16 protein-coding genes and 1 tRNA gene are annotated in these 22,644 nt (G+C 62.3%); 7 read left to right on the top strand and 10 right to left on the bottom strand.

Features of this window, described 5'->3' with window-relative positions; translation table 11 throughout:
* Positions 1–2: 2 nt before the first annotated feature.
* Positions 3–725: a (Fe-S)-binding protein gene (locus tag RW095_RS25235; RefSeq protein WP_317021617.1), complete on the bottom strand. Its 723-nt coding sequence runs from the start codon at positions 723–725 to the stop codon at positions 3–5.
* A 179-nt stretch (positions 726–904) separates the two neighbouring features.
* On the opposite strand from RW095_RS25235, the gene RW095_RS25230 reads away from it, so the two are divergent.
* Positions 905–1,717 carry an IclR family transcriptional regulator gene (locus RW095_RS25230; protein WP_128589481.1) on the top strand — a complete coding sequence of 271 codons (813 nt, stop codon included), beginning with the start codon at positions 905–907 and terminating at the stop codon, positions 1,715–1,717.
* 96 nt (positions 1,718–1,813) lie between these two features.
* Here the strand turns inward: RW095_RS25230 and pbpG are convergent, their stop codons facing one another.
* Positions 1,814–2,983, bottom strand: a complete 1,170-nt coding sequence (pbpG, locus tag RW095_RS25225) for a D-alanyl-D-alanine endopeptidase (protein WP_317021616.1) — start codon at positions 2,981–2,983, stop codon at positions 1,814–1,816.
* Between the two features lie 773 nt (positions 2,984–3,756).
* Here pbpG and RW095_RS25220 point away from each other — a divergent pair.
* Complete coding sequence (locus tag RW095_RS25220; protein ID WP_006051259.1) at positions 3,757–4,329, top strand: phasin family protein; 573 nt, start codon at positions 3,757–3,759, stop codon at positions 4,327–4,329.
* A 118-nt stretch (positions 4,330–4,447) separates the two neighbouring features.
* Here RW095_RS25220 and RW095_RS25215 read toward each other — a convergent pair whose 3' ends face one another.
* From RW095_RS25215 to aceE, 4 genes are all read right to left on the bottom strand, one after another.
* The gene (locus RW095_RS25215) at positions 4,448–4,642 is read right to left on the bottom strand and encodes a hypothetical protein (RefSeq protein WP_317021615.1); all 195 of its coding nucleotides are present in this window, start codon (positions 4,640–4,642) and stop codon (positions 4,448–4,450) included.
* Positions 4,643–4,670: 28 nt separating this feature from the next.
* Entirely contained in the window at positions 4,671–6,464 is a 1,794-nt protein-coding gene (gene lpdA / locus RW095_RS25210) for a dihydrolipoyl dehydrogenase (RefSeq protein WP_317021614.1), read from the bottom strand.
* Between the two features lie 261 nt (positions 6,465–6,725).
* Positions 6,726–8,372, bottom strand: a complete 1,647-nt coding sequence (gene aceF / locus RW095_RS25205) for a dihydrolipoyllysine-residue acetyltransferase (protein WP_317021613.1) — start codon at positions 8,370–8,372, stop codon at positions 6,726–6,728.
* Between the two features lie 85 nt (positions 8,373–8,457).
* On the bottom strand, positions 8,458–11,166 hold the full coding sequence (gene aceE, locus RW095_RS25200; RefSeq protein ID WP_317021612.1) for a pyruvate dehydrogenase (acetyl-transferring), homodimeric type: 2,709 nt from the start codon (positions 11,164–11,166) through the stop codon (positions 8,458–8,460).
* A gap of 275 nt (positions 11,167–11,441) precedes the next feature.
* Here aceE and fixL point away from each other — a divergent pair, with 275 nt between their 5' ends.
* From fixL to folD, 3 genes are all read left to right on the top strand, one after another.
* On the top strand, positions 11,442–13,958 hold the full coding sequence (fixL, locus tag RW095_RS25195; protein ID WP_317021611.1) for an oxygen sensor histidine kinase FixL: 2,517 nt from the start codon (positions 11,442–11,444) through the stop codon (positions 13,956–13,958).
* Positions 13,955–14,602 carry an oxygen response regulator transcription factor FixJ gene (fixJ, locus tag RW095_RS25190; protein ID WP_128590393.1) on the top strand — a complete coding sequence of 216 codons (648 nt, stop codon included), beginning with the start codon at positions 13,955–13,957 and terminating at the stop codon, positions 14,600–14,602. Before fixL ends, fixJ begins: the two co-directional genes overlap by 4 nt.
* Positions 14,603–14,940: 338 nt before the next feature.
* Entirely contained in the window at positions 14,941–15,801 is an 861-nt protein-coding gene (gene folD, locus RW095_RS25185; protein WP_201701405.1) for a bifunctional methylenetetrahydrofolate dehydrogenase/methenyltetrahydrofolate cyclohydrolase FolD, read from the top strand.
* A 310-nt stretch (positions 15,802–16,111) separates the two neighbouring features.
* Here the strand turns inward: folD and RW095_RS25180 are convergent, their stop codons facing one another.
* Positions 16,112–17,254, bottom strand: a complete 1,143-nt coding sequence (locus RW095_RS25180) for an acyltransferase family protein (RefSeq protein ID WP_317021610.1) — start codon at positions 17,252–17,254, stop codon at positions 16,112–16,114.
* 267 nt (positions 17,255–17,521) lie between these two features.
* Here RW095_RS25180 and RW095_RS25175 point away from each other — a divergent pair, with 267 nt between their 5' ends.
* Positions 17,522–19,630, top strand: coding sequence for a M3 family metallopeptidase (locus RW095_RS25175; protein WP_317021609.1), 2,109 nt, complete (start codon positions 17,522–17,524; stop codon positions 19,628–19,630).
* Between the two features lie 150 nt (positions 19,631–19,780).
* Here the strand turns inward: RW095_RS25175 and RW095_RS25170 are convergent, their stop codons facing one another.
* Complete coding sequence (locus tag RW095_RS25170; RefSeq protein WP_317021608.1) at positions 19,781–21,073, bottom strand: amidohydrolase family protein; 1,293 nt, start codon at positions 21,071–21,073, stop codon at positions 19,781–19,783.
* A gap of 212 nt (positions 21,074–21,285) precedes the next feature.
* Between RW095_RS25170 and RW095_RS25165 the strand changes: the two genes are divergently transcribed.
* The gene (locus tag RW095_RS25165) at positions 21,286–21,984 is read left to right on the top strand and encodes an aspartate/glutamate racemase family protein (protein ID WP_317021607.1); all 699 of its coding nucleotides are present in this window, start codon (positions 21,286–21,288) and stop codon (positions 21,982–21,984) included.
* A 105-nt stretch (positions 21,985–22,089) separates the two neighbouring features.
* Here RW095_RS25165 and RW095_RS25160 read toward each other — a convergent pair.
* A tRNA-Met gene (locus RW095_RS25160) sits at positions 22,090–22,166 on the bottom strand.
* Positions 22,167–22,280: 114 nt separating this feature from the next.
* Positions 22,281–22,568, bottom strand: coding sequence for a hypothetical protein (locus tag RW095_RS25155; protein WP_020065482.1), 288 nt, complete (start codon positions 22,566–22,568; stop codon positions 22,281–22,283).
* Between the last annotated feature and the right edge of the window lie 76 nt (positions 22,569–22,644).

The raw sequence follows: 22,644 nt of genomic DNA, 5'->3' as shown, positions 1-22,644 counted from the left end.
CCTCAAACGTCCCCGGCCAGCACTTGCGCGATGTGCAGCACGCGCATCGCGGTATCGCCGGTACGCCTCAAACGCCCTTCAATATTGAGCATGCAGCCGAGGTCGCCTAGAACGACCGTGCCCGCACCGCTGTCGCGGATATTCGCGCATTTTTCGTCGACGATCGCTGTGGAAATGTCGCCGTACTTGATCGCGAACGTGCCGCCGAAGCCACAGCAGTGCTCACAGCCCTTCATTTCCGTCACCGCCACGCCCACTTGTGCCAGGAGCTCTCGCGGCTGAGCCTTGACGCCAAGCTCGCGCAGACCCGAGCACGAGTCGTGATAAGTGACTTGCCCCACGAACTCGCCCGGCTGCAATTGCACATGCGCGACATTGACGAGGAAATCGGTCAGCTCGAAGACCTTGGCGCGCAGCCGGCCAAAGCGGTTCATCAGCTCGGGATCGTCGGCAAAGAGGTCGCCGTAGTGCGTGCGGATCATCCCGCCGCACGAACCCGAGGGCACCACCACGTAATCGAACTGCTCGAACTCCCGCAAGGTCTTCTCGGCGAGATCCCGGGCGATGCGCCGCTCGCCCGAGTTGTACGCGGGTTGCCCGCAGCATGTTTGCGCCGGTGGGACCACCACTTCAAAACCCGCGCCCTCGATCAGCTTGATTACCGAGAAACCGATTTCGGGCCGCATCAGGTCGATGAGACAGGTGACGAACAATCCGACTCGCATGAGCCCTCCTCCGGGAAAACGTCCCTGATTATCCGCTGTTTGGCGCACAATACCAACGCTTGGAAGGTGCAGGACGAATGCCTCGCCGAATTCGAAGAGCTCTTCCAAGTGCGTTCGCTTTTTTCACGATACGAGATACAATCAATTTCCGCTGTTTGACGCGTCAACTGATTCTTCTTATGAGCGACACGAACCCGGATCCCAAAACTTCGATCCAGGTGATCGAACGCATGATGCGCCTGCTCGACGCACTGGCCGCGCATAGCGACCCGGTCAGCCTGAAAGAACTCGCCATCCGCACGCAACTGCATCCGTCCACCGCGCATCGCATCCTGAACGACATGGTGATGTGCCGGCTGGTCGACCGGTCTGACCCGGGCACGTACCGGCTCGGCATGCGCCTGCTGGAACTGGGCAACCTGGTGAAAGCGCGCCTGTCGGTGCGCGACGCGGCGCTCACGCCGATGCGGGAACTGCATCGGGAGACGGGCCAGACCGTGAACCTGTCGGTGCGTCAGGGCGACGAGATCGTCTACATCGAACGCGCGTATTCGGAGCGTTCCGGCATGCAGGTGGTGCGGGCCATCGGCGGACGCGCGCCGCTGCATCTCACCTCGGTGGGCAAACTTTTTCTCGCCGCCGACGAATCCACGCGCGTGCGTGCCTACGCGACGCGCACGGGCTTGTCCGGTCACACGCAGAACAGCATCACCGATCTCGCCAAGCTGGAGCGCGAACTGTCGCACGTCCGCCAGCAGGCCTGCGCGCGCGATAACGAAGAACTCGAACTCGGCGTGCGCTGCATCGCCGCGGGTATCTATGACGATACAGGCAAGCTGGTCGCTGGCTTGTCGTTATCCGCACCGGCCGATCGCCTGCAGGATTCGTGGCTCGGCCAACTCAGCCAGACCGCGCTCGTGATTTCCGAGGCGCTTGGGTATCGGCCGCAAGCCTCCCAAGGGCATGGCCATCATCAGAGTTCGCACGCGTAATGCGAAACCGCCCGCCGAATGGAAAAAGCCCCGCAGCAGTGCGGGGCTTTTTAGTTTGAGGCGGCTCGCCGGCCAACCGGCCGTGCGCGAACAAGCTCAGGTGCCGGGACCGCTGGCGTCGGCGCTCGTGATGCGCGCCTGATCGCCGCCGTTGTCGAGCCACGTGCGCAGCCGCGTGGCATCTGCGAAACGCGAATATTTGCCCGACGAATCGAGCAGCACCAACACCATCGGGCGTCCGTGAATGTTGGCTTGCATCACGAGGCATTCGCCTGCTTCGTTGATGAAGCCCGTCTTCTGCAGACCGATGTCCCACGTCGGGTTACGCACGAGTGCGTTGGTGCTGTTGTAGGCGAGCGTGCGCTTGCCGGTGTAGACCTCATAACTATGATCCGTTGAGAACCTGCGGATCAGCGGATATTGATATGCCGCGTTGACCATCTTCACGAGATCGCGCGCGCTCGACACGTTCTGGCTCGTCAAACCCGTTGGGTTCTCGAAGTGCGTGTCGGTCATGCCGAGTTGCCGCGCCTTCGCGTTCATGGAGGCGAGAAACGCCGGGCGGCCACCGGGGAAGTAGCGCGAAAGCGCTGCAGCCGCGCGGTTTTCCGATGCCATCAGCGCAATGTGCAGCATGTCTTCACGCGAGAGCACCGAGCCGACCGACAGACGCGAGCCAGTGTTCTTCTCGTAATCGCGGTCTTCGTCCGTGACTTCGAGTTGATCGGTCATCGGTTCTTTCGAATCGAGCACGACCATTGCCGTCATCAGCTTGGTGATGGACGCGATCGGCACCACTGCGCGCGAATTCTTGTCGAAGAGCGGCTCGCCCGTGTTCTGATCGACTACGTACGCGACGCTCGAGCGCAGCATCAGCGCGTCCGGCGTTTCGTGCAGGCCGAACGCCTGGCCAACGGTCGGCTGCCGCGGCTCATACGCGACGCGCCGCACCACCGAGCGATGACGTCCGTTCGACGTGTAAGTCACACGCTTGCGCTTGACGCTCGCGCGGGGCGCGTCGTCGTCAACGGCTGCGGTCTTCGCCGCCGCGCCTTTGCCCGCTTTAGCGGCCTTGGCGGTGGCGGCCGGCTTTGTCGCGGCTTTCGCGTGTTTCGAGGTTTTTGCAGATGCAGCGGGCGTAGCGGCGAAAGTGCTCACCGGGGCGCCAAGCGCGGCCGCGAGGACCATGGAGGCGGCCACCGACAACGCGGTGCTGCGCGCCGCGCCGTGGATCACTTTCAGCGACGAAAACATGTCGGTTTTCATGGGTGTTCTGTAGGGAGCGGCGAGAGATTTCCGCAAGTGTAGTAAAACAACGAAAATTTAGCAATTTGAAGCACTTATGGGCGCTCCTTAAACCGGCTTGTAAGCTCCGATCGCAAAAACACAAATAAGTGCCGCGCATCGATCGAAAAAAACGATCAGGACATCGAGCTTCGCCGTCGCCGTCCCGCTCAATAAGGGCGTGATCCTTCAAGCATAACGGCAATTTCGAGACAACCTTGATGAGGGGAAACACGAGCGCCGCATAGATAGAGGCGCAACGCCTCAGGCAACGCTTTGTCCGTATGGCGCCCCGCGCGCTCTTAAATGTCTGCTGCAAATCGAATGACGCGCATTCGACCAGCATCAACGATTAACGTTCCGTGACACTTTATGGTTTACATCGATTCGCTTCCACGGCGATCTTTTGTTAAATGACCACCCGGCGACGCCCTTTTGCCCCGCACCGCCGGCCTATGGAATTCGACGCCCTCTTTCCGGAACGAATTACCGGCAACCGGCGCACCCCCGCAGCGCAACGGTCAAATCGACCGCGTCATCCGCCTGTCATGCCTCACGCATAAGCTATTGTTTCCTAAGTGGTTTCTTAAAATTGTGCGATGCACAAAAACCGCTTGACATTCGTTAGCGACATCTTAAAATAGAACCCATTGCTGCGATGCACAATTCATCGCGGTCCGGGCAGACGAATCTATGCGTCTCGCCGCCACCCAATGCGGTCTGCAAAGATGGGCCGCGATTCCAGGAGCGTAAACATGACTTTGCTGACCCCCGAGCAATTCGCTGCAGCCCAGAAAGCCAATTTCGAAACGCTGTTCGGCCTGACGACCAAGGCGTTTGAAGGCGTCGAAAAGCTGGTCGAACTGAACCTGCAAGTCGTGAAGTCGACGCTCGCGGAAAGCCAGGAAAATGCCCAACGCGCGCTGTCCGTCAAAGACGCGCAAGAGTTGCTGGCATTGCAAGCAAGCCTCGCACAGCCCGTCGCTGAAAAGGCGCTGTCGTATGGCCGTCACGTGTACGAAATCGTCTCGGCAACGCAAGGCGAATTCGCCCGCGTAGCGGAAGCGCAGTTCGAAGAACAGAACCGCAAGGTTCAGTCGCTCGTCGAAAACGTCGCGAAGAATGCGCCGGCCGGTTCTGAAACCGCTGTCGCCGTGATCAAGTCGGCCATTACCGCCGCCAACACCACGTACGAAACGGTTCACAAGGCTACCAAGCAGGCTGTCGAAATCGCGGAAAGCAACTTCAACGCAGCCGCTACGGCCGCCTCGAAGGCAGCTTCGCAAGCCGCAGCGCAAGCATCGCGCTCGGCCAAGAAGCCGGTCTAACGTTCGGGCCTCGCTCTTCGGGCTTGCCCAGGAGCGCGACTTGAAGGCGGTATTTGCGCCGGCCCAGCTCATCGCTGCGCCGGCGCTGCTGTAAGCAACAGCGTCGTGCCGTCGCCGCTCACACGGTTTCAATTGGCCGAACGCTCCGATACGTTGAACGACGTATCGTTTGCCCGGCGAAGCGCCGGGATTTTTTTTGCGCGGATTTTGCGTCCCGGCTGGGGTGCGATCCGGCGACAAACATTTCCCGCTCGCTATCGCAAATGAAAATGGCGCGCCCCGCAAAGGGCGCGCCGTTTTTCATCAGCGCCATCCGCACGAATGCGGATGTGCTGAGCGCATTACTTCTTTTTCTGCGGCGGCAAGTCCGTACACACGCCTTCGTAGAGTTCGGCAGCCATGCCGATCGATTCGCCGAGCGTGGGATGCGGGTGAATGGTCTTGCCGATGTCGGTTGCATCCGCGCCCATTTCGATCGCGAGGCACACCTCGCTGATCAGGTCGCCTGCATTCAGGCCGACAATCCCGCCGCCGATCACGCGATGCGTTTCTTCGTCGAACAGCAGCTTCGTGAAGCCCTCGTCGCGTCCGTTGGCAATCGCGCGGCCCGAAGCGGCCCACGGGAACACCGCCTTGCCGTACTTGATGCCCTCGGCCTTCAACTGGTCTTCCGTCTTGCCGGCCCACGCGACTTCGGGATCGGTGTACGCCACCGACGGAATCTGCAGCGCGTCGAAGTACGCCTTCTCGCCGTGAGCCGCTTCGGCGGCAACGTGACCTTCGTGCACGGCTTTATGCGCGAGCATCGGCTGACCGACGATATCGCCGATCGCAAAGATGTGCGGCACGTTCGTGCGCATCTGCTTGTCGACGTCGATAAAACCGCGATCCGTCACCGCCACGCCAGCTTTGTCGGCGCCGATCTTCTTGCCATTCGGCGAGCGGCCGACTGCCACCAGTACCAGGTCGTAGCGTTGGGCTTCGGCCGGGGCCTTTTCGCCTTCGAACGACACGTAGATGCCGTCGTCCTTCGCCTCGGCCGCGACAGTTTTGGTCTTCAGCATAACGTTCGCGAAACGCTTGCTGTTGTACTTCTCCCAAACCTTGACGAGATCGCGGTCAGCGCCTGCCATCAGGCCGTCGAGCATTTCGACGACGTCGATCTGCGCGCCGAGCGTGGCGTACACCGTCGCCATTTCCAGGCCGATGATGCCGCCGCCGATCACCAGCATCCGCTGCGGAATCTGACGAAGTTCGAGCGCGCCGGTCGAATCCACCACGCGCGAATCTTCCGGAATAAACGGCAGCTTCACCGCTTCCGAGCCCGCGGCGATGATCGCCTGCTTGAACTTCACGACCTTCTTGCCGCCTTCGGTCTGCACTTCCATGTGATTCGGATCAACGAAAGAGCCGGTCCCCGTCACTACTTCGACCTTGCGCATCTTGGCCATGCCAGCGAGGCCACCCGTCAGCTTTTTGACGACGCCCGACTTGAAGTCGCGCAGCTTGTCCAGATCGATCTGCGGCTTTGCGAACGTGATGCCATGAGCGCCGAGCGCTTCGGCTTCGTCGATCACGAGCGCGGTGTGCAGCAGCGCTTTTGACGGAATACAGCCGACGTTCAGACAGACGCCGCCCAGCGTTGCGTAGCGTTCGACCAGCACCGTCTTCATGCCGAGATCGGCCGAACGGAACGCGGCGGAATAGCCGCCAGGGCCCGAGCCGAGCACGAGCATGTCGCATTCGATGTCCGCGCTGCCGGAGAAACTGCCGGCTTGCGGCGCGGGTGCGGCGGCTTGAGGCTTCGCCGCGTCGGCCTGAGGTTTCGCTTCAGCCGGCGCTTTCTCGGGCTCCTTGGCCGCAGCCTTAGGCGCATCTTTGGCGGGCGCCGCGTCCGCCGACGTTTCGACGAGCGCGATGATCGTGCCTTGCGAAACTTTGTCGCCGGCCTTCACGCGAACTTCCTTGACGGTGCCGGCGGTATCGCTCGGCACTTCAATGGAAGCCTTGTCGGACTCGAGCGTCATCAGCGCCTGTTCGTTCTCGATGACGTCGCCCGGTTTGATGTTGACTTCGATGACATCGACGTCCTTGAAGTCACCGATATCCGGCACTTTTACTTCGACGAGACTCATGGTGTCCCCTTCTCTTGTTGATAGTGATGAGCAAAGAACGCGCAACGTCGAGCCCCAAAAGCTGGCAGCGCGGCAGACGGAATCATTCTTTGCCGTCCGCCCAAGGACGCGCCTTTGTTTTGCCTACCTTTCTTTGGCGAGGCAAAGAAAAGTAGGGGCCGCCCCGCACAGGGGCAGCGCCAACGGACCGACATGAAAGCAGGTTCTACAGAGAGACGCGGAGCACCGCAAAAACCAGCGCCCCGCGCAACCTCACCACTATCAAAGAATCACACGCCGGAAATCGGCAAGAAGCGCTCCAAGATACGCATTGAAGCGCGCAGCTTCAGCTCCATCGATCACGCGGTGGTCGTAAGACAACGACAGCGGCAGCATCAGCTTAGGTACAAACTGCTTGCCGTCCCACACCGGCTTCATCGCGCCACGCGACAAGCCGAGAATCGCGACTTCGGGCGCATTGATGATCGGCGTGAAATTCGTGCCGCCAATACCGCCCAGCGACGAAATCGAGAAGCAGCCGCCTTGCATCTGGTCCGGCTTCAGCTTGCCTTCGCGCGCGGCCTTCGACAGATCGGTCATTTCCTTCGCGATTTCGACGAGGCCCTTCTTGTCCGCGTCGCGAATCACCGGAACCACGAGACCGTTCGGCGTATCGGCGGCAAAACCCACGTGGTAGTACTGCTTGAACACGAGGTTGTCGCCGTCGAGGCTCGCGTTGAACGTCGGGAATTTCTTCAGGGCCGACACGACGGCCTTGATCACGAACGCCAGCATCGTGATCTTCACGCCGGCCTTTTCGTTTTCCTTGTTCAACTGCACGCGCAGCGCTTCGAGTTCGGTGATGTCCGCTTCGTCGTTGTTCGTGACGTGCGGAATCATGACCCAGTTGCGATGCAGGTTCGCACCGGAAATCTTCTTGATGCGCGACAGCGGCTTCGGGTCGACCGGACCGAACTTCGTGAAGTCGATCTTCGGCCACGGCAGCAGATTCAACTCGCCGCCGCCGGTCGCAGCGGGCGCGGCTGCACCGGCCGGCGCTGCACGCTGGCCCGTCATGACGCCCTTGATGAAGGCGGTCACGTCAGCTTGCGTGATGCGGCCTTTCGGACCCGTGCCCTGCACCTGCGTCACATCGACACCGAGTTCGCGCGCGAACTTGCGCACCGACGGCGAAGCGTGGCTCGGATGCCGCGCACCGCCCTCGCCGGCCGGAATCACCGGCGCTTGTGCGAGTGCGGACGGCGAAGCCGGAGCGGGCGAAGGCGTGACGGGCGCGTCCGACGGCTTTTCGGTTTGCTGCTTCGGTGCGGCTGCGGGCGCCGGGGCCGGAGCCGCGGCGGCGCCTTCGGCTTCCACCACGACGATGACCGAGCCTTCGGAAACGGTATCGCCGACCTTGACCTTCACCTCCTTGACGACGCCGGCGGCCGAGCTAGGTACGTCCATCGTCGCCTTGTCGGATTCGAGCGTGACGAGCGACTGCTCTTTCTCGACGCGATCGCCGACCTTCACCGCGACTTCGATCACGGGAACGTCTTTGTAGTCGCCGATATCCGGCACCTTGACATCCTGCAGGCCACCGCCGGTTGCAGCGGGAGCAGGAGCGGGGGCAGGAGCAGCAGCAGGCGCCGGTGACGGAGCGGGCGCAGGAGCAGCCGCGCCGCCTTCGGCGCTATCCAGCATGACGATCAGCGAACCTTCCGACACGTTGTCGCCGACCTTGACCTTCACTTCCTTGACGACGCCGGCGGCCGAACTCGGCACGTCCATGGTCGCCTTGTCGGACTCCAGCGTTACGAGCGATTGCTCTTTCTCGACGGTATCACCCGCCTTGACCAGCACCTCGATCACAGGAATGTCCTTGTAATCGCCGATGTCCGGCACCTTGACTTCGATCGCTTGACTCATTGTTAGTGTCTCCTGGGCCGCGCACGCGCCTGCCCCTGTCGATCAGGAACGGGCGCGCGCGCCGTGGCACACGGGGAATGATGCCTTAGACGGTCATCGGGTTGGGTTTGGCGGGATCAAGGTTGTACTTCTTGAGCGCCTCGGCGACGACCTTGCGTTCGATCGTGCCCTCGTCTGCCAGTGCGTTCAACGCGGCCACCGTGACCCAGTAGCGGTCGACTTCGAAGAAGTGGCGCAGCTTTTCGCGCGTGTCCGAACGGCCGTAGCCGTCCGTGCCCAGCACGACGAAACGTTGCGGCACGAATGCGCGAATCTGCTCGGTCAGCGCGCGCACGTAGTCGGTGGAGGCAATCACCGGGCCAGGCGCGTCCTTCAGGAGCTTCTCGACGTGCGAGACCTTCTTCTCTTCGCTCGGATGCAGCAGGTTCCAGCGCTGCACTTCGTGGCCTTCGCGCGCGAGTTCGGTGAAGCTCGGCACGCTCCACAGGTCGGCGGCGACGCCCCAGTCGTTCTTCAGCAGGTCGGCGGCGGCGATCACTTCGTTGAAGATCGTGCCCGCGCCCATCAGCTGCACGCGCGGCGCGCTCTTGTCGAACCCGCTGTCGGCTTCGGCCTTGCGGAACGCGTACATGCCCTTGATGATGTCGGCCGCTACGCTGTCGCCCTGCGGAATCGCCGGGTGCTCGTAGTTCTCGTTCATCACCGTGACGTAGTAGTACACGTCTTCCTGTTCAGCGACCATGCGGCGCAAGCCGTCTTGCATGATGACCGCGAGCTCGTAACCGAACGTCGGGTCGTAGCTGATGCAGTTCGGCACTGAAGCGGCCCACAGCAGCGAATGGCCGTCTTCGTGTTGCAGACCTTCGCCGTTCAGCGTCGTGCGGCCCGCGGTTCCGCCCAGCAGGAAGCCGCGCGACCGCATGTCGCCCGCGGCCCATGCGAGGTCGCCGATGCGCTGGAAGCCGAACATCGAATAGAAGATGTAGAACGGGATCATGATTTCGCCGTGCGTCGAGTACGACGTCGCGGCTGCGATCCAGTCCGACATGCCGCCGGCTTCGTTGATGCCTTCCTGCAAAATCTGACCGGTTTCCGACTCGCGGTAGAACATCAGCTGGTCGGAGTCTTCCGGAATGTACTTCTGGCCGTCCTGATTCCAGATACCGATCTGACGGAACAGCCCTTCCATACCGAAGGTACGCGACTCGTCCGGCACGATCGGCACGATGCGTTTGCCTAGCGCCTTGTCCTTCAGCAGGATGTTGAGAATGCGCACGAACGCCATCGTCGTGGAAATCTCGCGGCCTTCGCCGGTGCCCTTCAGGAGCGGCTCGAATGCCGACAGGTCCGGGACCGGCAGCGACTCGGCCTTCTGACGGCGCGCGGGCAGATAACCGCCGAGGTCCTGGCGGCGTGCGCGCATGTACTCGAGTTCCTTCGAACCTTCTTCGAACTTGAGGTACGGCACGTTCACGAGGTCTTCGTCGGCGATCGGCAGACGGAACTGGTCGCGGAATTTTTTCAGCTGCTCCACCTGCATCTTCTTCTGCTGGTGGGTGATGTTCATGGCCTGGCCGGCTTCGCCCATGCCGTAGCCCTTGATCGTCTTCGCGAGAATGACGGTCGGCTGGCCCTTCGCCTGCGTGGCTTCGGAGAACGCCGCGTAGATCTTGTGCGGATCGTGGCCGCCGCGGTTCAGATTCCACACGTCTTCGTCCGACCAGTCGGCGACCAGCGCCTTCAGTTCCGGCGAATTGAAGAAGTGCTCGCGGACAAACGCGCCCGACTCCGACTTATACGTCTGATATTCGCCGTCGACGACTTCCATCATGCGGCGCATCAGCGCGCCCGACTTGTCGCGCTGGAACAGCGCGTCCCAACGGCTGCCCCACACGACCTTGATGACGTTCCAGCCCGCGCCGCGGAATTCGCTTTCGAGTTCCTGGATGATCTTGCCGTTGCCGCGCACCGGACCGTCGAGGCGCTGCAGGTTGCAGTTGATCACGAACACGAGGTTATCGAGCCGTTCGCGGCCGGCCATACCGATCGCGCCGAGCGATTCCGGTTCGTCCGTTTCGCCGTCGCCGAGGAAAGCCCAGACCTTGCGGCCCTCGGTCTTTGCGATGCCGCGCGCCTGCATGTACTTCATGAAGCGCGCCTGGTAGATCGCCATGATCGGGCCGAGACCCATCGAAACGGTCGGGAATTGCCAGAAGTCGGGCATCAGCCACGGGTGCGGATACGACGAGATGCCCTCGCCGCCCACTTCCTGGCGGAAGTTGTCGAGCTGCTTTTCAGTCAGACGGCCGAGCAGGAACGCGCGCGAGTACACACCCGGCGACGAATGGCCCTGCACGAACACGAGATCGCCGCCGTGTTCGGAAGACGGCGCATGCCAGAAATGGTTGAAGCCGACGTCATACAGCGTGGCCGCCGAAGCAAACGACGCGATGTGGCCGCCCACATTGGTGTCCTTGCCGGCGCGCAGCACCATGGCAATGGCGTTCCAGCGCGTGTACGAGCGGATGCGGTGTTCGATGTCCTGGTCGCCGGGAATCTTCGCCTGACGCGTGACCGGAATCGTGTTGATGTACGGGGTGTTGGCGGAGAACGGCAGATGTTCGCCATGCACGCGGGCAAACTCGATCTGCTTCTCGATCAGGTAGTGGGCACGGTCGGGGCCAACAGCAGAAATCACGCCATCCAGCGCTTCGAGCCATTCGCCGGTTTCCTGGGGATCGTCGTCTTTCTCAGCGGCGACATATTTCATGACTTCGTCGGGTACAGCGGACATGCTCGTCTCCTGGATATAGAGGAACGCTCTTTGGACAGACGACGCGGACGAAGCACGGCCGCGGCAGCTTCGGCCGATTGTAATAAGGGTCCCGACGTCCACGCAACAAAATTTTCGAATTACGAGATCGATTCTCATAATGCGGAAAATTGTTGCGGCGCAACCTGATTTGACTGCCTTTTGACGGATACGCGAGCTAGTGTGCGCCGATTAACGGCACTTTCCGTGATTTTTTGCGCCATTTCGGAGGTACGCGCTGCGCTACAATGCCACGCATGTTGACCGAACGGCTTTTCGCTCGCTCGGCGCGCACCGCCGGTTCGCCGGCGGATTCGACGCCGTCCTCCCGCTGGCACCATGGACCATGGTGGTCCAATTCCTATTTGCTGACGCCGCTCCTGTCGATCCTGGTTTTCCTGGTCGTCATGAGCCTGATTCTGTGGAGCCTGAACCGGCGCGAGCAGCAGCAACAGGAAGACACGCTTTACCGTAACGTCGCGTGGGCCCAGCAGCAGATCCGCCTGTCCATGACGGGCGCGCAAGAACAGATTCAGGCGCTCGCGCGCGACCTGGTGGTCGGCCATGCCGATCCGCAGTCGTTCCAGGTGTCCACCACGGACATCATGCAGGGGCATCCCGAGATCCTCTACATGAACTGGTACACGAGCCAGCAGCAGCCGCGCTGGCCCAGTACCGCGCTGCCGGTATTCGGCCAGCGGCTCGCGAAGCCGAACGACACCCAGATGGACGAGGCAGTGAAAGCCGCCTTCACCGAAGCGCGCAGCACGCGCCGCCAGGTGTACTCGCCGCTCATTTACGACGACCTCGGCAACGGCTATATCACGTTGCAAACGCCGGTCTATCGCGACCGCGAATTTCTCGGGTCGATCGCCGCCGTGTTTTCGGTGGAAGGCATTCTGAAGCACGACATTCCGCCCGAACTGTCGGCCAAGTACAAGATTTCGATCGTCGACGCGAACAACCGCGAGCTGACCACCACGTCCACGCGCCCGCGCCTGCCGCGCGACATGTTCTACGACCTGCCGCTCGACCCGCCGGGCCAGGGTGTCTCGGTGCGCGTCTATGCGTTCCCGCAAATGACCAACTTCACCAACAACACACTCGTGTGGCTGGTGGCAGGTCTGTCGTGTTTCGTGCTGTGGAGTCTGTGGAGTTTGTGGAAACACACGCGGCAGCGTTTCGAGGCGCAACAGGCGCTTTACGCCGAAGCGTTTTTCCGCCGTGCGATGGAAAATTCCGTGCTGATCGGCATGCGTGTGCTCGACATGCACGGCCGCATCACCCACGTGAACCCGGCGTTTTGCCGCATGACCGGCTGGGACGAAAGCGACCTTGTGGGCAAGACCGCGCCGTTCGCTTACTGGCCGCGCGACGCTTATCCGGAGATGCAGCGCCAGCTCGACATGACGCTGCGCGGCAAGGCGCCCTCGTCGGGCTTCGAATTGCGCGTGCGCCGCAAAGACGGCTCCACGTTCCACGCGCGCCTCTACGTATCGCCGCTCATCGACAGTTCGGGTCGCCAGACCGGCTGGATGTCGTCGATGACCGACATCACCGAGCCCAAGCGCGCGCGTGAGGAACTTGCCGCCGCGCATGAGCGCTTCACGACCGTGCTGGAGAGCCTCGATGCCGCCGTCTCGGTGCTCGCCGCCGACGAAGCCGAACTGCTGTTCGCCAACCGCTACTACCGGCACCTGTTCGGAATTCGCCCGGACGGCCACCTGGAATTGGCGGGCGGCGGGTTCGATAGCGCACAGGCGTCGTCGGATTCGATCGATATGGTGGATACCTACGCCGGACTGCCCGCCGCCGCGTTGACGGAGAGCACGGCCGACGCGCAGGAAATCTACGTGCAAAGCATCCAGAAATGGTTCGAAGTGCGCCGCCAGTACATTCAATGGGTGGACGGCCACCTCGCGCAGATGCAGATCGCAACCGACATCACCACGCGCAAGCAGGCGCAGGAACTGTCGCGCCAGCAGGATGAAAAACTGCAGTTCACGAGCCGGTTGATGACCATGGGCGAAATGGCCTCGTCGCTCGCGCATGAACTGAATCAGCCGCTCGCCGCGATCAATAACTATTGCTCGGGAACCGTTGCACTGGTTAAATCCGGTCGGACAACGCCGGACAACCTGCTGCCCGTGCTCGAAAAGACCGCCCAGCAAGCGGTGCGCGCCGGCATGATCATCAAGCGGATTCGCGAGTTCGTGAAACGCAGCGAGCCCAAGCGCCAGGCTACGCGCGTCGCGGACATCGTCGCGGACGCGGTGGGCCTCGCGGAGATCGAGGTGCGCAAGCGGCGCATTCGCATCGTCACCGACATGCGCTCGCGGTTGCCCGTCATTTACGTCGACCCGGTGCTGATCGAGCAGGTGCTGGTCAACCTGCTGAAGAACGGCGCCGAGGCGATGGCCGAAGCGCGGCCCAATGCCGTCGACCCGGTGATCCGCGTGGTCGTGCGGCTGGAAAGCGGCTTTGTCTGCATCAGCGTCGTCGACCAGGGCCCGGGCGTCGACGAAGCGACAGCCGAGCGGCTGTTCGAACCGTTTTACAGCACCAAGTCCGACGGTATGGGCATGGGGCTGAACATTTGCCGTTCGATTATCGAATCGCACCGCGGCCGTCTGTGGGTGGTCAACAACGTCGAATCAGACGGCCACATCACGGGCGCCACGTTCCATTGCAGTCTGCCTATTGGAGAGCCGGACGGCCCGAGCAACGGCGGGTCAGAGGCGCCGACACCACAAACCGTTACGGGAGAGCTATGAACAGCCCAGTCACCACACAGGAAACTGTCTTTGTCGTCGACGACGACGAGGCCGTGCGAGATTCGCTGCGCTGGCTGCTGGAGGCGAACGGCTACCGCGTGCAGTGCTTCTCCAGCGCCGAGCAGTTCATCGACGCATGGCAGCCGCATCAGCATCCGGGCCAGATAGCCTGCCTGATTCTCGATGTGCGGATGTCCGGCATGAGCGGACTGGAATTGCAGGAGCGTCTGATCGCCGACAATGCGTCGCTGCCGATCATCTTCGTGACGGGTCATGGCGATGTGCCGATGGCAGTGTCCACGATGAAAAAAGGCGCGATGGACTTCATCGAAAAACCGTTCGACGAAGCCGAGTTGCGCAAGCTCGTCGAGCGCATGCTCGACAAGGCGCGCAGCGAAAGCACGAGCGTGCAGCAGCAGCGCGCGGCCGCCGAGCGTCTCGGCAAGCTCACCGCCCGCGAACATCAGGTACTCGAGCGGATCATCGCCGGCCGCCTGAACAAGCAGATCGCCGACGACCTCGGCATCAGCATCAAGACGGTCGAAGCGCACCGCGCGAACATCATGGAAAAGCTCAACGTCAACACGGTTGCCGACCTGTTGCGACTCGCGCTGTCCAACAAGCCGCAGCAAACGGCACAGTAAGCTCCGGCGGCGTGCTTCAGGCACGCATTCGGGCGCGCTTCCTGGCACGCTTCGCGCAAATTCAGAGGCCGTCGCCCGTGTCGGCCGCAACGGCCGGACTACCCAGTCCGGCCTTTCCTCGGCTCTCCCTCGCTATTTCTTCGTCAAGGCAAGCGCTTGCGTCGATGGGACGTCATCGGCATGGCCGCGCACGCCGGTATAATGACGGACTTTGCAGCGGCGCCTAGCTCCAATTTGCGTCGCGCGCTTTTCATGTGCCGACCCGTTCCCGCTGAATGACGCCACGGTGCGCGGCACGCGCGCTGCTCCGCTTTCCATACTGCCCCTCTCGACCGACCATGACTGCCAAACTGATCGACGGCCTCGCCCTTTCCAAGACCCTGCGCGCCGACGTGGCCGCGCGCGCCGCCGCCCTCACCGCCCGCGGCCATCAGCCGGGGCTTGCCGTCGTGCTGGTCGGCGACAATCCCGCAAGCGAAGTCTATGTGCGCAACAAGGTCAAGGCGTGCCACGACAACGGTCTCGGCTCATCGCTCGACCGCTATCCGGCCGATCTGCCGGAAGCCGAACTGCTCGAGCGTATCGACGAACTGAATCGCGATCCGCAAATTCACGGCATTCTCGTGCAGCTTCCGCTGCCGCCGCATATCGACAGCCACAAGGTGATCGAGGCGATCGCGCCCGAGAAAGACGTGGACGGTTTTCACGTCGCCAATGCCGGCGCGTTGCTGACCGGCCAGCCGCTGTTTCGCCCGTGCACGCCGTACGGCGTGATGAAGATGTTTGCCGCTTACGACATTCCGCTTCAAGGCGCGAACGCGGTGGTGATCGGACGCTCGAACATCGTCGGCAAGCCCATGGCGCTGTTGCTGCTCGACGCGGGCGCCACGGTCACGATCTGTCACAGCAAAACGCGCGATCTGGCCGCGCATACGCGCAACGCCGACATCGTGGTGGCCGCCACCGGCCTGCGCAACATTCTCACCGCCGACATGGTGAAGCCGGGCGCGGCCGTGATCGACGTCGGCATGAATCGCGACGAAGCCGGCAAGCTGTGCGGCGACGTGGATTTCGCGGGCGTCAAGGAAGTGGCCGGCTACATCACGCCGGTGCCGGGCGGCGTCGGCCCGATGACAATTACCATGTTGCTCGTCAACACGATCGAAGCCGCGGAACGTGAGGCCGCGCTGAACGCTTGACGTAAAAAAGAAAGCGCTGAGCGTTGCCCTGCCCCGCGCTTTCAACTCGCTTCGTACCCCACCCGGAGGCCGGCTCTCGCATCACTTCGAGCCGACCTCTCGCCTCGCTTCCTGCCTCGCTTCGTGCCTCACTTCGAGACCGCCCTCGCGTCGCTTCCAGCCGACGTCTCGTCATCTCCTCGCCCCACTCCCCGCCCGCTCATCTCGCACGTCTATCTCACACGCATCGCATCCCACGGCGTTGCCGACCCAGCAGACGCAACGCACTACTCCAACCTGGATTGACCGCCCCACGCGTTCACCGCGTGCTCTAGCGCACGGCGTGCTCGCCCACCGACACGCCGTCGGGGCGCTGCGTCCGCCGGCGCGCGAGGCGCCCACGGCACCACTTGAGCACCGGCCGCTCGACGCAGTGCCACGACAAAGCCGCGCATAGCAGGATAAACGGCGCGGCGACCAGCACTGCCGTCACATGGCTCAAATGCGGAGCGATATTCGCGACGCATTGCTGCACCATGAAGCCATACAGATAGATCCCGTACGAGTAGTCATGGCGCGGCACGAACCGCCGCAACAGCGGCGTCGTCCCGATCCACAGTACGCCGTACACGAAGGCCAGATAGAACAGCGGCTGCGCGCCGGCCGTGTCGCGGAACACCAGGAACACCATGGTGAATGCGAGCGCTGTTAGACCGTCGATTCCGATACGCTCGCGCAAGCCATACAGCAGCATGCCGAGCATGAAGAACGGCTCCGGCCAGAACGAATAGCCGCCGGGCGTCTCGCTGAAGTCGCGCAGGCCGATCTGTACGAGCGGCAGCGAATGCGGCGTCAGATGCGGCGGCAAATGCACGCGCAGCACGAAGGCGGCAATGCCGAGCGCCGCCGCGAGCGCGGCACCGCGTGCGCTCGACAGCAGCCCGAGCAGGCCAGTCGCGAGCACGATCAGGTAGCAGCGTACTTCGAGCGGCAGCGTCCACAACGGGCCGCAGACATCGACGGGAAAGCGGTTGTGTTCGAACACGCCCGGCAGCGCCCAGCCGGTTTTCATCACGATGGTCGAGAAGTTGTCGAGGTTCGCCCACGTCATGCCCGAACTGAAATACTCGCGCAGCGGCAGCGTCGTAAAAAGCGGTCCGACGATAAACACGGTGACGAGCGATCCAAGCGCGACAGCCGGCCACAGTCGGGCAATCCGCAACACGGCGAAGCGCGGCACCGAGCGTTGACGGTCGAAGCTAGCGGTCACGAGCATGCCGCTCAGCAGAAAAAACGCGTACACACCGAGCGCGCCGAAACCGTCGAAACCCAGCGCGTTCTGGACCCAGTCGGTCGTGCCGTCCTGCGACTGCAGCAGATACGAATGGCCATACACCACGGCCACGGCGGCCAGCAACCGCACCAGGTCGAAATTGTTGCCGTTGCGCGATAGGGCGTGCGAAAGCGGGGTCATTGGTGCCTCTTGCTGAAAAGCGTCGCAACGCGATAGACACGTCAGAATGCGGCGCGGCACCATTTCGCACCGTTCGGTTTCGCACAAACGCGCTACGGGCCGCGACATCTGCTAATTTGTGTGCCGGCGATTGGAATCGGCGCGCCCTGCCCCAATAATGCTGATGTGCGGTGTAATGAGCCGCCATGAGCCGTCGCAGCGCGCACGCGGCCCAAGCACCGATTAAAGTACCGATTACCCGTTCACCCGCGTCAGACAGGAAGCCTCATGTCCACTACCGTCTCGAATCACGACAATCCGCTCCTCGATTTCTCCGACCTGCCGCGCTTTGGCGACATTCGCCCCGAACACGTCACGCCCGCACTCGACGTGCTGCTCGCCGATGCGGCCGCCGCCGTCGAGCGCGCCGCCCAGCCGATCACGCCCGCTTCATGGGCCGATGTCGTCGAGCCGGTCGAGCGCGCGACCGAACCGCTGTCGCGCGCCTGGAGCGTCGTCGGCCATCTGAACGCCGTCGCCGACACGCCCGAGCTGCGCGCCGTGTATGGCGAAAATCTGCCGCGCGTCACCGAGTTCTGGTCGAGCGTCGGGCAGAATCTCGCGCTCTACGAAAAGTACAAGACGCTGAACGCGAGCGATGAATTCGCCTCGCTGACGAGCGAACGCAAGAAGATTCTTGGCAACGCGCTGCGCGACTTCCGTTTGTCCGGCGCGGAATTGCCTGAAGACCAGAAGCCCCATTTCGCCGAGTTGCAGGAACGTCAGGCAGCGTTGTCGAAAGCGTTTTCGGACCACGTGCTCGATGCGACCAACGCCTACGCGTACTTCGTCGAAGCCGGCAACGAGTCGGAACTGGCCGGCCTGCCGGAAGACGTGATCGAGGCCGCGAAGGAAGCAGCGGAGCGCGAAGGCAAGACCGGCTATAAGTTCACGCTGCATTTCCCGTCGTACTTTCCGGTCATGCAGTACTCGGAAAACCGTCCGATGCGCGAAGCGATGTATCGCGCATATGTGACGCGCGCATCCGAACTGGGCCCGCAATACGGCAAGGGCAAGCCCGAGTGGGACAACACGTCGGTGCTCGCCGACCAGTTGAAGCTGCGTGCCGAAGAAGCGCATATGCTCGGCTATCAGAATTTCGCCGAGGTATCGCTCGCGCCCAAAATGGCCGAATCGCCAGAACAGGTCATGGCTTTCCTCCAAGACCTCGCCACGCGCGCCCGCCCGCATGCGGAGCAGGACTGGAAGGAGTTGCGCGAATTCGCCGCAAGCGAGCTCGGCTTGAGCGATCTGCAACCGTGGGACATGACGTTCGCCGCCGAACGTCTGCGTCAGAAGCGCTATTCGTTCTCGGAGAACGAAGTTAAACAGTATTTCCCGGAAGACGCCGTGTTCAAAGGCCTGTTCAAGGTCACGGAAACGCTCTTCGGCGTGCGCATCCGCCGCGATGAAGCAGCCGTCTGGCATCCGGACGTGCGCTTTTTCCGCGTCGAGAACCAGGACGGCGGCCTCGTCGCGCAGTTCTATCTCGACCTGTACGCACGCGAAGGTAAACGCGGCGGCGCGTGGATGGACGACGCGCGCGGCCGTCACAAGCATACGCATGGCGGCGTGCAAACGCCGGTTGCTTATTTGACCTGCAACTTCTCCGCGCCGGTTGGCGGCAAGCCGGCCTGCTTCACGCACGACGAAGTCATCACGCTTTTCCACGAGTTTGGGCATGGCCTGCATCACATGCTCACGCGTGTGGACGAGCTCGGCGTTTCGGGCATCAACGGCGTGGAGTGGGACGCGGTCGAACTGCCGTCGCAATTCATGGAAAACTTCTGCTGGGAGTGGGACGTGCTCTCGGACATGACTTCGCACGTCGAAACCGCGCAGCCGCTGCCGCGCGAACTGTTCGACAAGATGCTTGCCGCGAAGAACTTCCAGAGCGGTCTCGGCACGCTGCGCCAGATCGTGTTTTCCATGTTCGACATGCAGTTGCATACCGGCTTCGACGCAGCCGGCACGAAGAACGCGACCGAACTCGCAAGCGAGATCAACGAGCGTTTCCATGTCGTGCCGCAGGCGCCGTTCTCCCGTTGGCCGAACACGTTCAGCCATATTTTTGCCGGCGGTTATGCGGCGGGCTACTACAGCTACAAGTGGGCCGAAGTGCTGTCCGCCGACGCCTACGCGGCATTCGAGGAAGCGGCGCAGGCCGCGAGCGGCAGCGTGCTCGACCAGACAACCGGCATGCGTTATCGAAAGGAGATTCTCGAAGTGGGCGGCAGCCGTCCGGCGATGGAATCGTTCAAAGCGTTCCGCGGGCGTGAGCCCAACATCGACGCCTTGCTGCGTCACAACGGCATGACGCCCGCCGCGGCGCATTGAAACGCTGCATGATGCGCTGAGGAAACCCTCGGCGCGTCATCTAGCGCATCATTAAGCGCCCCGAGCAGCGCCTCGATCAGCGCCGATGTAAAGAAGCCGGTTTTCCGCGTGAGCGGACACCGGCTTTTGTTTCCTCGAAACCTGCCGCCCTCAGCCGCGATGCAGCTTGAAATCCACCTCTGCGGGACGCCCTTCGAGCGACAGCGCCGCACGCGCAGCAGGAGCACGGCTCACCACCTTGCCGCGGCTTATCACCGCCAGTCGCGCCGCACGCAAACGGATCGCTTCAACGGGATCGCGCGCGTCGAGTAGCACGAGATTGGCCGCGCAGCCGGGCGCGACGCCGTAGCCTTCAAGACCGAGAATGCGCGCGCCGTTCACCGTGACCGCGTCGAAACACGCGTGCATGCCTTCGACGCCCGTCATCTGCGCGACGTGCAAGCCCATGTGCGCGACTTCGAGCATGTCGCCCGAGCCCAGGCTGTACCACGGATCCATCGCGCAATCGTGGCCGAAGGCGACGTTGATTCCTGCGGCCATCATCTCCGGCACGCGGGTCATGCCGCGCCGCTTGGGATACGTGTCGCTGCGCCCCTGCAACGTGATGTTGATGAGCGGATTCGCGATGGCTGCAACGCCCGATTCGCGCATGAGCGGCAAGAGCTTGCTCACGTAGTAGTTGTCCATCGAATGCATCGAGGTCAGATGCGAACCGGTGACGCGCCCATGCAAGCCGAGACGCTGCGTCTCGGCTGCGAGCGTTTCGATGTGGCGCGACATGGGGTCGTCGGATTCATCGCAATGCATGTCGACGCGCAAGCCCTGCTCCGCCGCGTACTCGCACAGCATGCGCACCGACTGCGCGCCGTCGGCCATGGTGCGCTCGAAATGCGGAATGCCGCCGACCACGTCGACGCCCATTGCGATCGACCGCTTCAGATTCTCGAAAGCGCCGGGGCTGCGCAGCACGCCGTCTTGCGGAAACGCCACCAGTTGCAGATCGAGATACGGTGCGACGCGGCGCTTCACTTCGACGAGCGCCTCGACGGCGGGAAGGCGCGGATCGCATACATCGACGTGACTGCGGATTGCGAGCAGCCCGCGCGCGACCGCCCAGTCGCAGTACTGCATCGCGCGTTCGATCAACGCCTCTTGCGTAAGATGCGGCTTCAGTTCGCCCCACAATGCAATGCCTTCGAGAAGCGTGCCCGACGCGTTCACGCGCGGCAAACCGTAAGAGAGCGTTGCGTCCATATGGAAATGCGGATCGACGAACGGTGGCGTGACGAGCGAGCCGGCAGCGTCGATTTCCTCGCGCGCTGCGGCGGCGAGATGCGGCTCCACGGCAACGATGCGCCCCGCTTCAATGCCAATGTCGAGCGGCTGCCCGGGTTGCGGCGCGACGCTTTGCGGCAGCATCGCGCGGCGGATGATCAGATCCATATCTCGCTCCCTTATGTGTGTCCGTCCGCTTTGTGGCTGATGACGATTCTATCGGCGTCAGAAAGTAAGCGCAGGTTTTGTCCGGCGTTTTACCTGGCGTTTTATCAGCTTGCCGTACCGGCGAGCGCCGCGAAATCCGTACCGGCTGCATGCACCGTGGCGCACCTATACTGGGCTCAGTCATCAGGACGCATTGATTCGGGAGCATACAGATGAAGACGATAGGTGTGATCGGCGGAATGAGCTGGGAGTCGTCCGCCGAGTATTACAGGCTGCTCAACCGTCACGCAAAGGCGCGCCTGGGCGGTCATCACAACGCGCGTAGCCTGATGCTGACCGTGGACTTTGCGCCGATCGAAGCAAGTCAGCGTGCGGGCGACTGGAGCGCGCTCGGCGACCAGATGGCCGACGCGGCGCGTCAACTGGAACGCGGGGGCGCGGAGATCGTGATGCTCGCCACCAACACGATGCATCGGGTGTATGAATCGATCGAGCAGGCGATCAACGTACCGTTTCTGCATATCGCCGATCCGACCGGTGCTGCGCTGCGCGCGGCAGGCGTCGAGCGGGTCGGCTTGCTCGGCACGCGCTATACGATGGAGCAGACGTTCTACACGGGCCGCCTGCACGAGCGCTATGGACTCGAGACTCTGGTGCCCGAAGAAGCTGAACGCGCGGACATACACCGCATCATTTACGACGAGCTGTGTCACGGCAACGTGAACAGCGAATCGCGCGCGGTGTATCAGAGTGTGATCGAATCGCTGGCCGCGCGCGGTGCGCAAGCGGTGATTCTTGGATGCACCGAAATCACATTGCTGATCAAGCCGGAAGATCCTGTTCTGCCCGTTTTCGATACCACAGCGTTGCATGCGCAAGCGGCGGTTGAGTGGGCAATTGAAGCGCAGTAGATACGGATGACCCGCGATTGCGATTCATCGCAATGGCAGCGCGAGGATTCGGCGCCACAAGTTAAAAAGCCCGCTGGTTTGCGCCAGCGGGCTTTCAACAATGCTTGGTTGCGGGGACAGGATTTGAACCTGTGACCTTCGGGTTATGAGCCCGACGAGCTGCCAGACTGCTCCACCCCGCGTCAGAGAAAAAGGATTGTATAGAGATGTTCGCGATACGTCAAACGATCCCACAACAATCGCATGATTCATTCGTGCGAAGCACAAACACAAGCGTACACGCAAGCATCTGTGGCTCAAAGATCGAGCACTGTCGCGCCTTCGATCTTGCCGTCGATGATATCCGCGCCGTACTGGCTCGCGCTGCGTTTGGCCACGCCGAAATCGGAGAAGGTCGCAGGCAGCACGAGACGAAACACGCGGCTCGCCTTCGAACCGCTGATTGCGCCGGGACGACACACGCGCACCGCGACGTCATAGCCTTCCGCGTGCCGCTTGTGCCCGTCGAACTTATCGAACGCCCGGGAGAAAACCAGCGGATGCACTTCGAAGTCCTTATAAAGATCGGGATAAAGTTGAGCCATGATGCCCTCCGCTGCACGCCGGTGCCTGAGTAAGTCAAACTGTGAGTGTGATCCCCACTATACGCCGCGCGCGTCG

Origin of the sequence: Paraburkholderia kirstenboschensis, from assembly GCF_032806925.1 — a bacterium.
Classification (GTDB): domain Bacteria; phylum Pseudomonadota; class Gammaproteobacteria; order Burkholderiales; family Burkholderiaceae; genus Paraburkholderia; species Paraburkholderia kirstenboschensis.
This window is presented reverse-complemented; position numbering and strand designations above follow the sequence as displayed.

Bases quoted from the DNA above. Each gene is read 5' to 3' on its own strand.
- RW095_RS25165 (WP_317021607.1), top strand. From the start codon at position 21,286: ATGAAGACGATAGGTGTGATCGGCGGAATGAGCTGGGAGTCGTCCGCC.
- RW095_RS25220 (WP_006051259.1), top strand. From the start codon at position 3,757: ATGACTTTGCTGACCCCCGAGCAATTCGCTGCAGCCCAGAAAGCCAAT.
- fixJ (WP_128590393.1), top strand. From the start codon at position 13,955: ATGAACAGCCCAGTCACCACACAGGAAACTGTCTTTGTCGTCGACGAC.
- lpdA (WP_317021614.1), bottom strand. From the start codon at position 6,464: ATGAGTCTCGTCGAAGTAAAAGTGCCGGATATCGGTGACTTCAAGGAC.
- RW095_RS25170 (WP_317021608.1), bottom strand. From the start codon at position 21,073: ATGGATCTGATCATCCGCCGCGCGATGCTGCCGCAAAGCGTCGCGCCG.
- RW095_RS25175 (WP_317021609.1), top strand. From the start codon at position 17,522: ATGTCCACTACCGTCTCGAATCACGACAATCCGCTCCTCGATTTCTCC.
- pbpG (WP_317021616.1), bottom strand. From the start codon at position 2,983: ATGAAAACCGACATGTTTTCGTCGCTGAAAGTGATCCACGGCGCGGCG.
- RW095_RS25180 (WP_317021610.1), bottom strand. From the start codon at position 17,254: ATGACCCCGCTTTCGCACGCCCTATCGCGCAACGGCAACAATTTCGAC.
- RW095_RS25215 (WP_317021615.1), bottom strand. From the start codon at position 4,642: ATGGCGCTGATGAAAAACGGCGCGCCCTTTGCGGGGCGCGCCATTTTC.
- RW095_RS25235 (WP_317021617.1), bottom strand. From the start codon at position 725: ATGCGAGTCGGATTGTTCGTCACCTGTCTCATCGACCTGATGCGGCCC.
- aceE (WP_317021612.1), bottom strand. From the start codon at position 11,166: ATGTCCGCTGTACCCGACGAAGTCATGAAATATGTCGCCGCTGAGAAA.
- fixL (WP_317021611.1), top strand. From the start codon at position 11,442: ATGTTGACCGAACGGCTTTTCGCTCGCTCGGCGCGCACCGCCGGTTCG.
- RW095_RS25230 (WP_128589481.1), top strand. From the start codon at position 905: ATGAGCGACACGAACCCGGATCCCAAAACTTCGATCCAGGTGATCGAA.
- folD (WP_201701405.1), top strand. From the start codon at position 14,941: ATGACTGCCAAACTGATCGACGGCCTCGCCCTTTCCAAGACCCTGCGC.
- aceF (WP_317021613.1), bottom strand. From the start codon at position 8,372: ATGAGTCAAGCGATCGAAGTCAAGGTGCCGGACATCGGCGATTACAAG.
- RW095_RS25155 (WP_020065482.1), bottom strand. From the start codon at position 22,568: ATGGCTCAACTTTATCCCGATCTTTATAAGGACTTCGAAGTGCATCCG.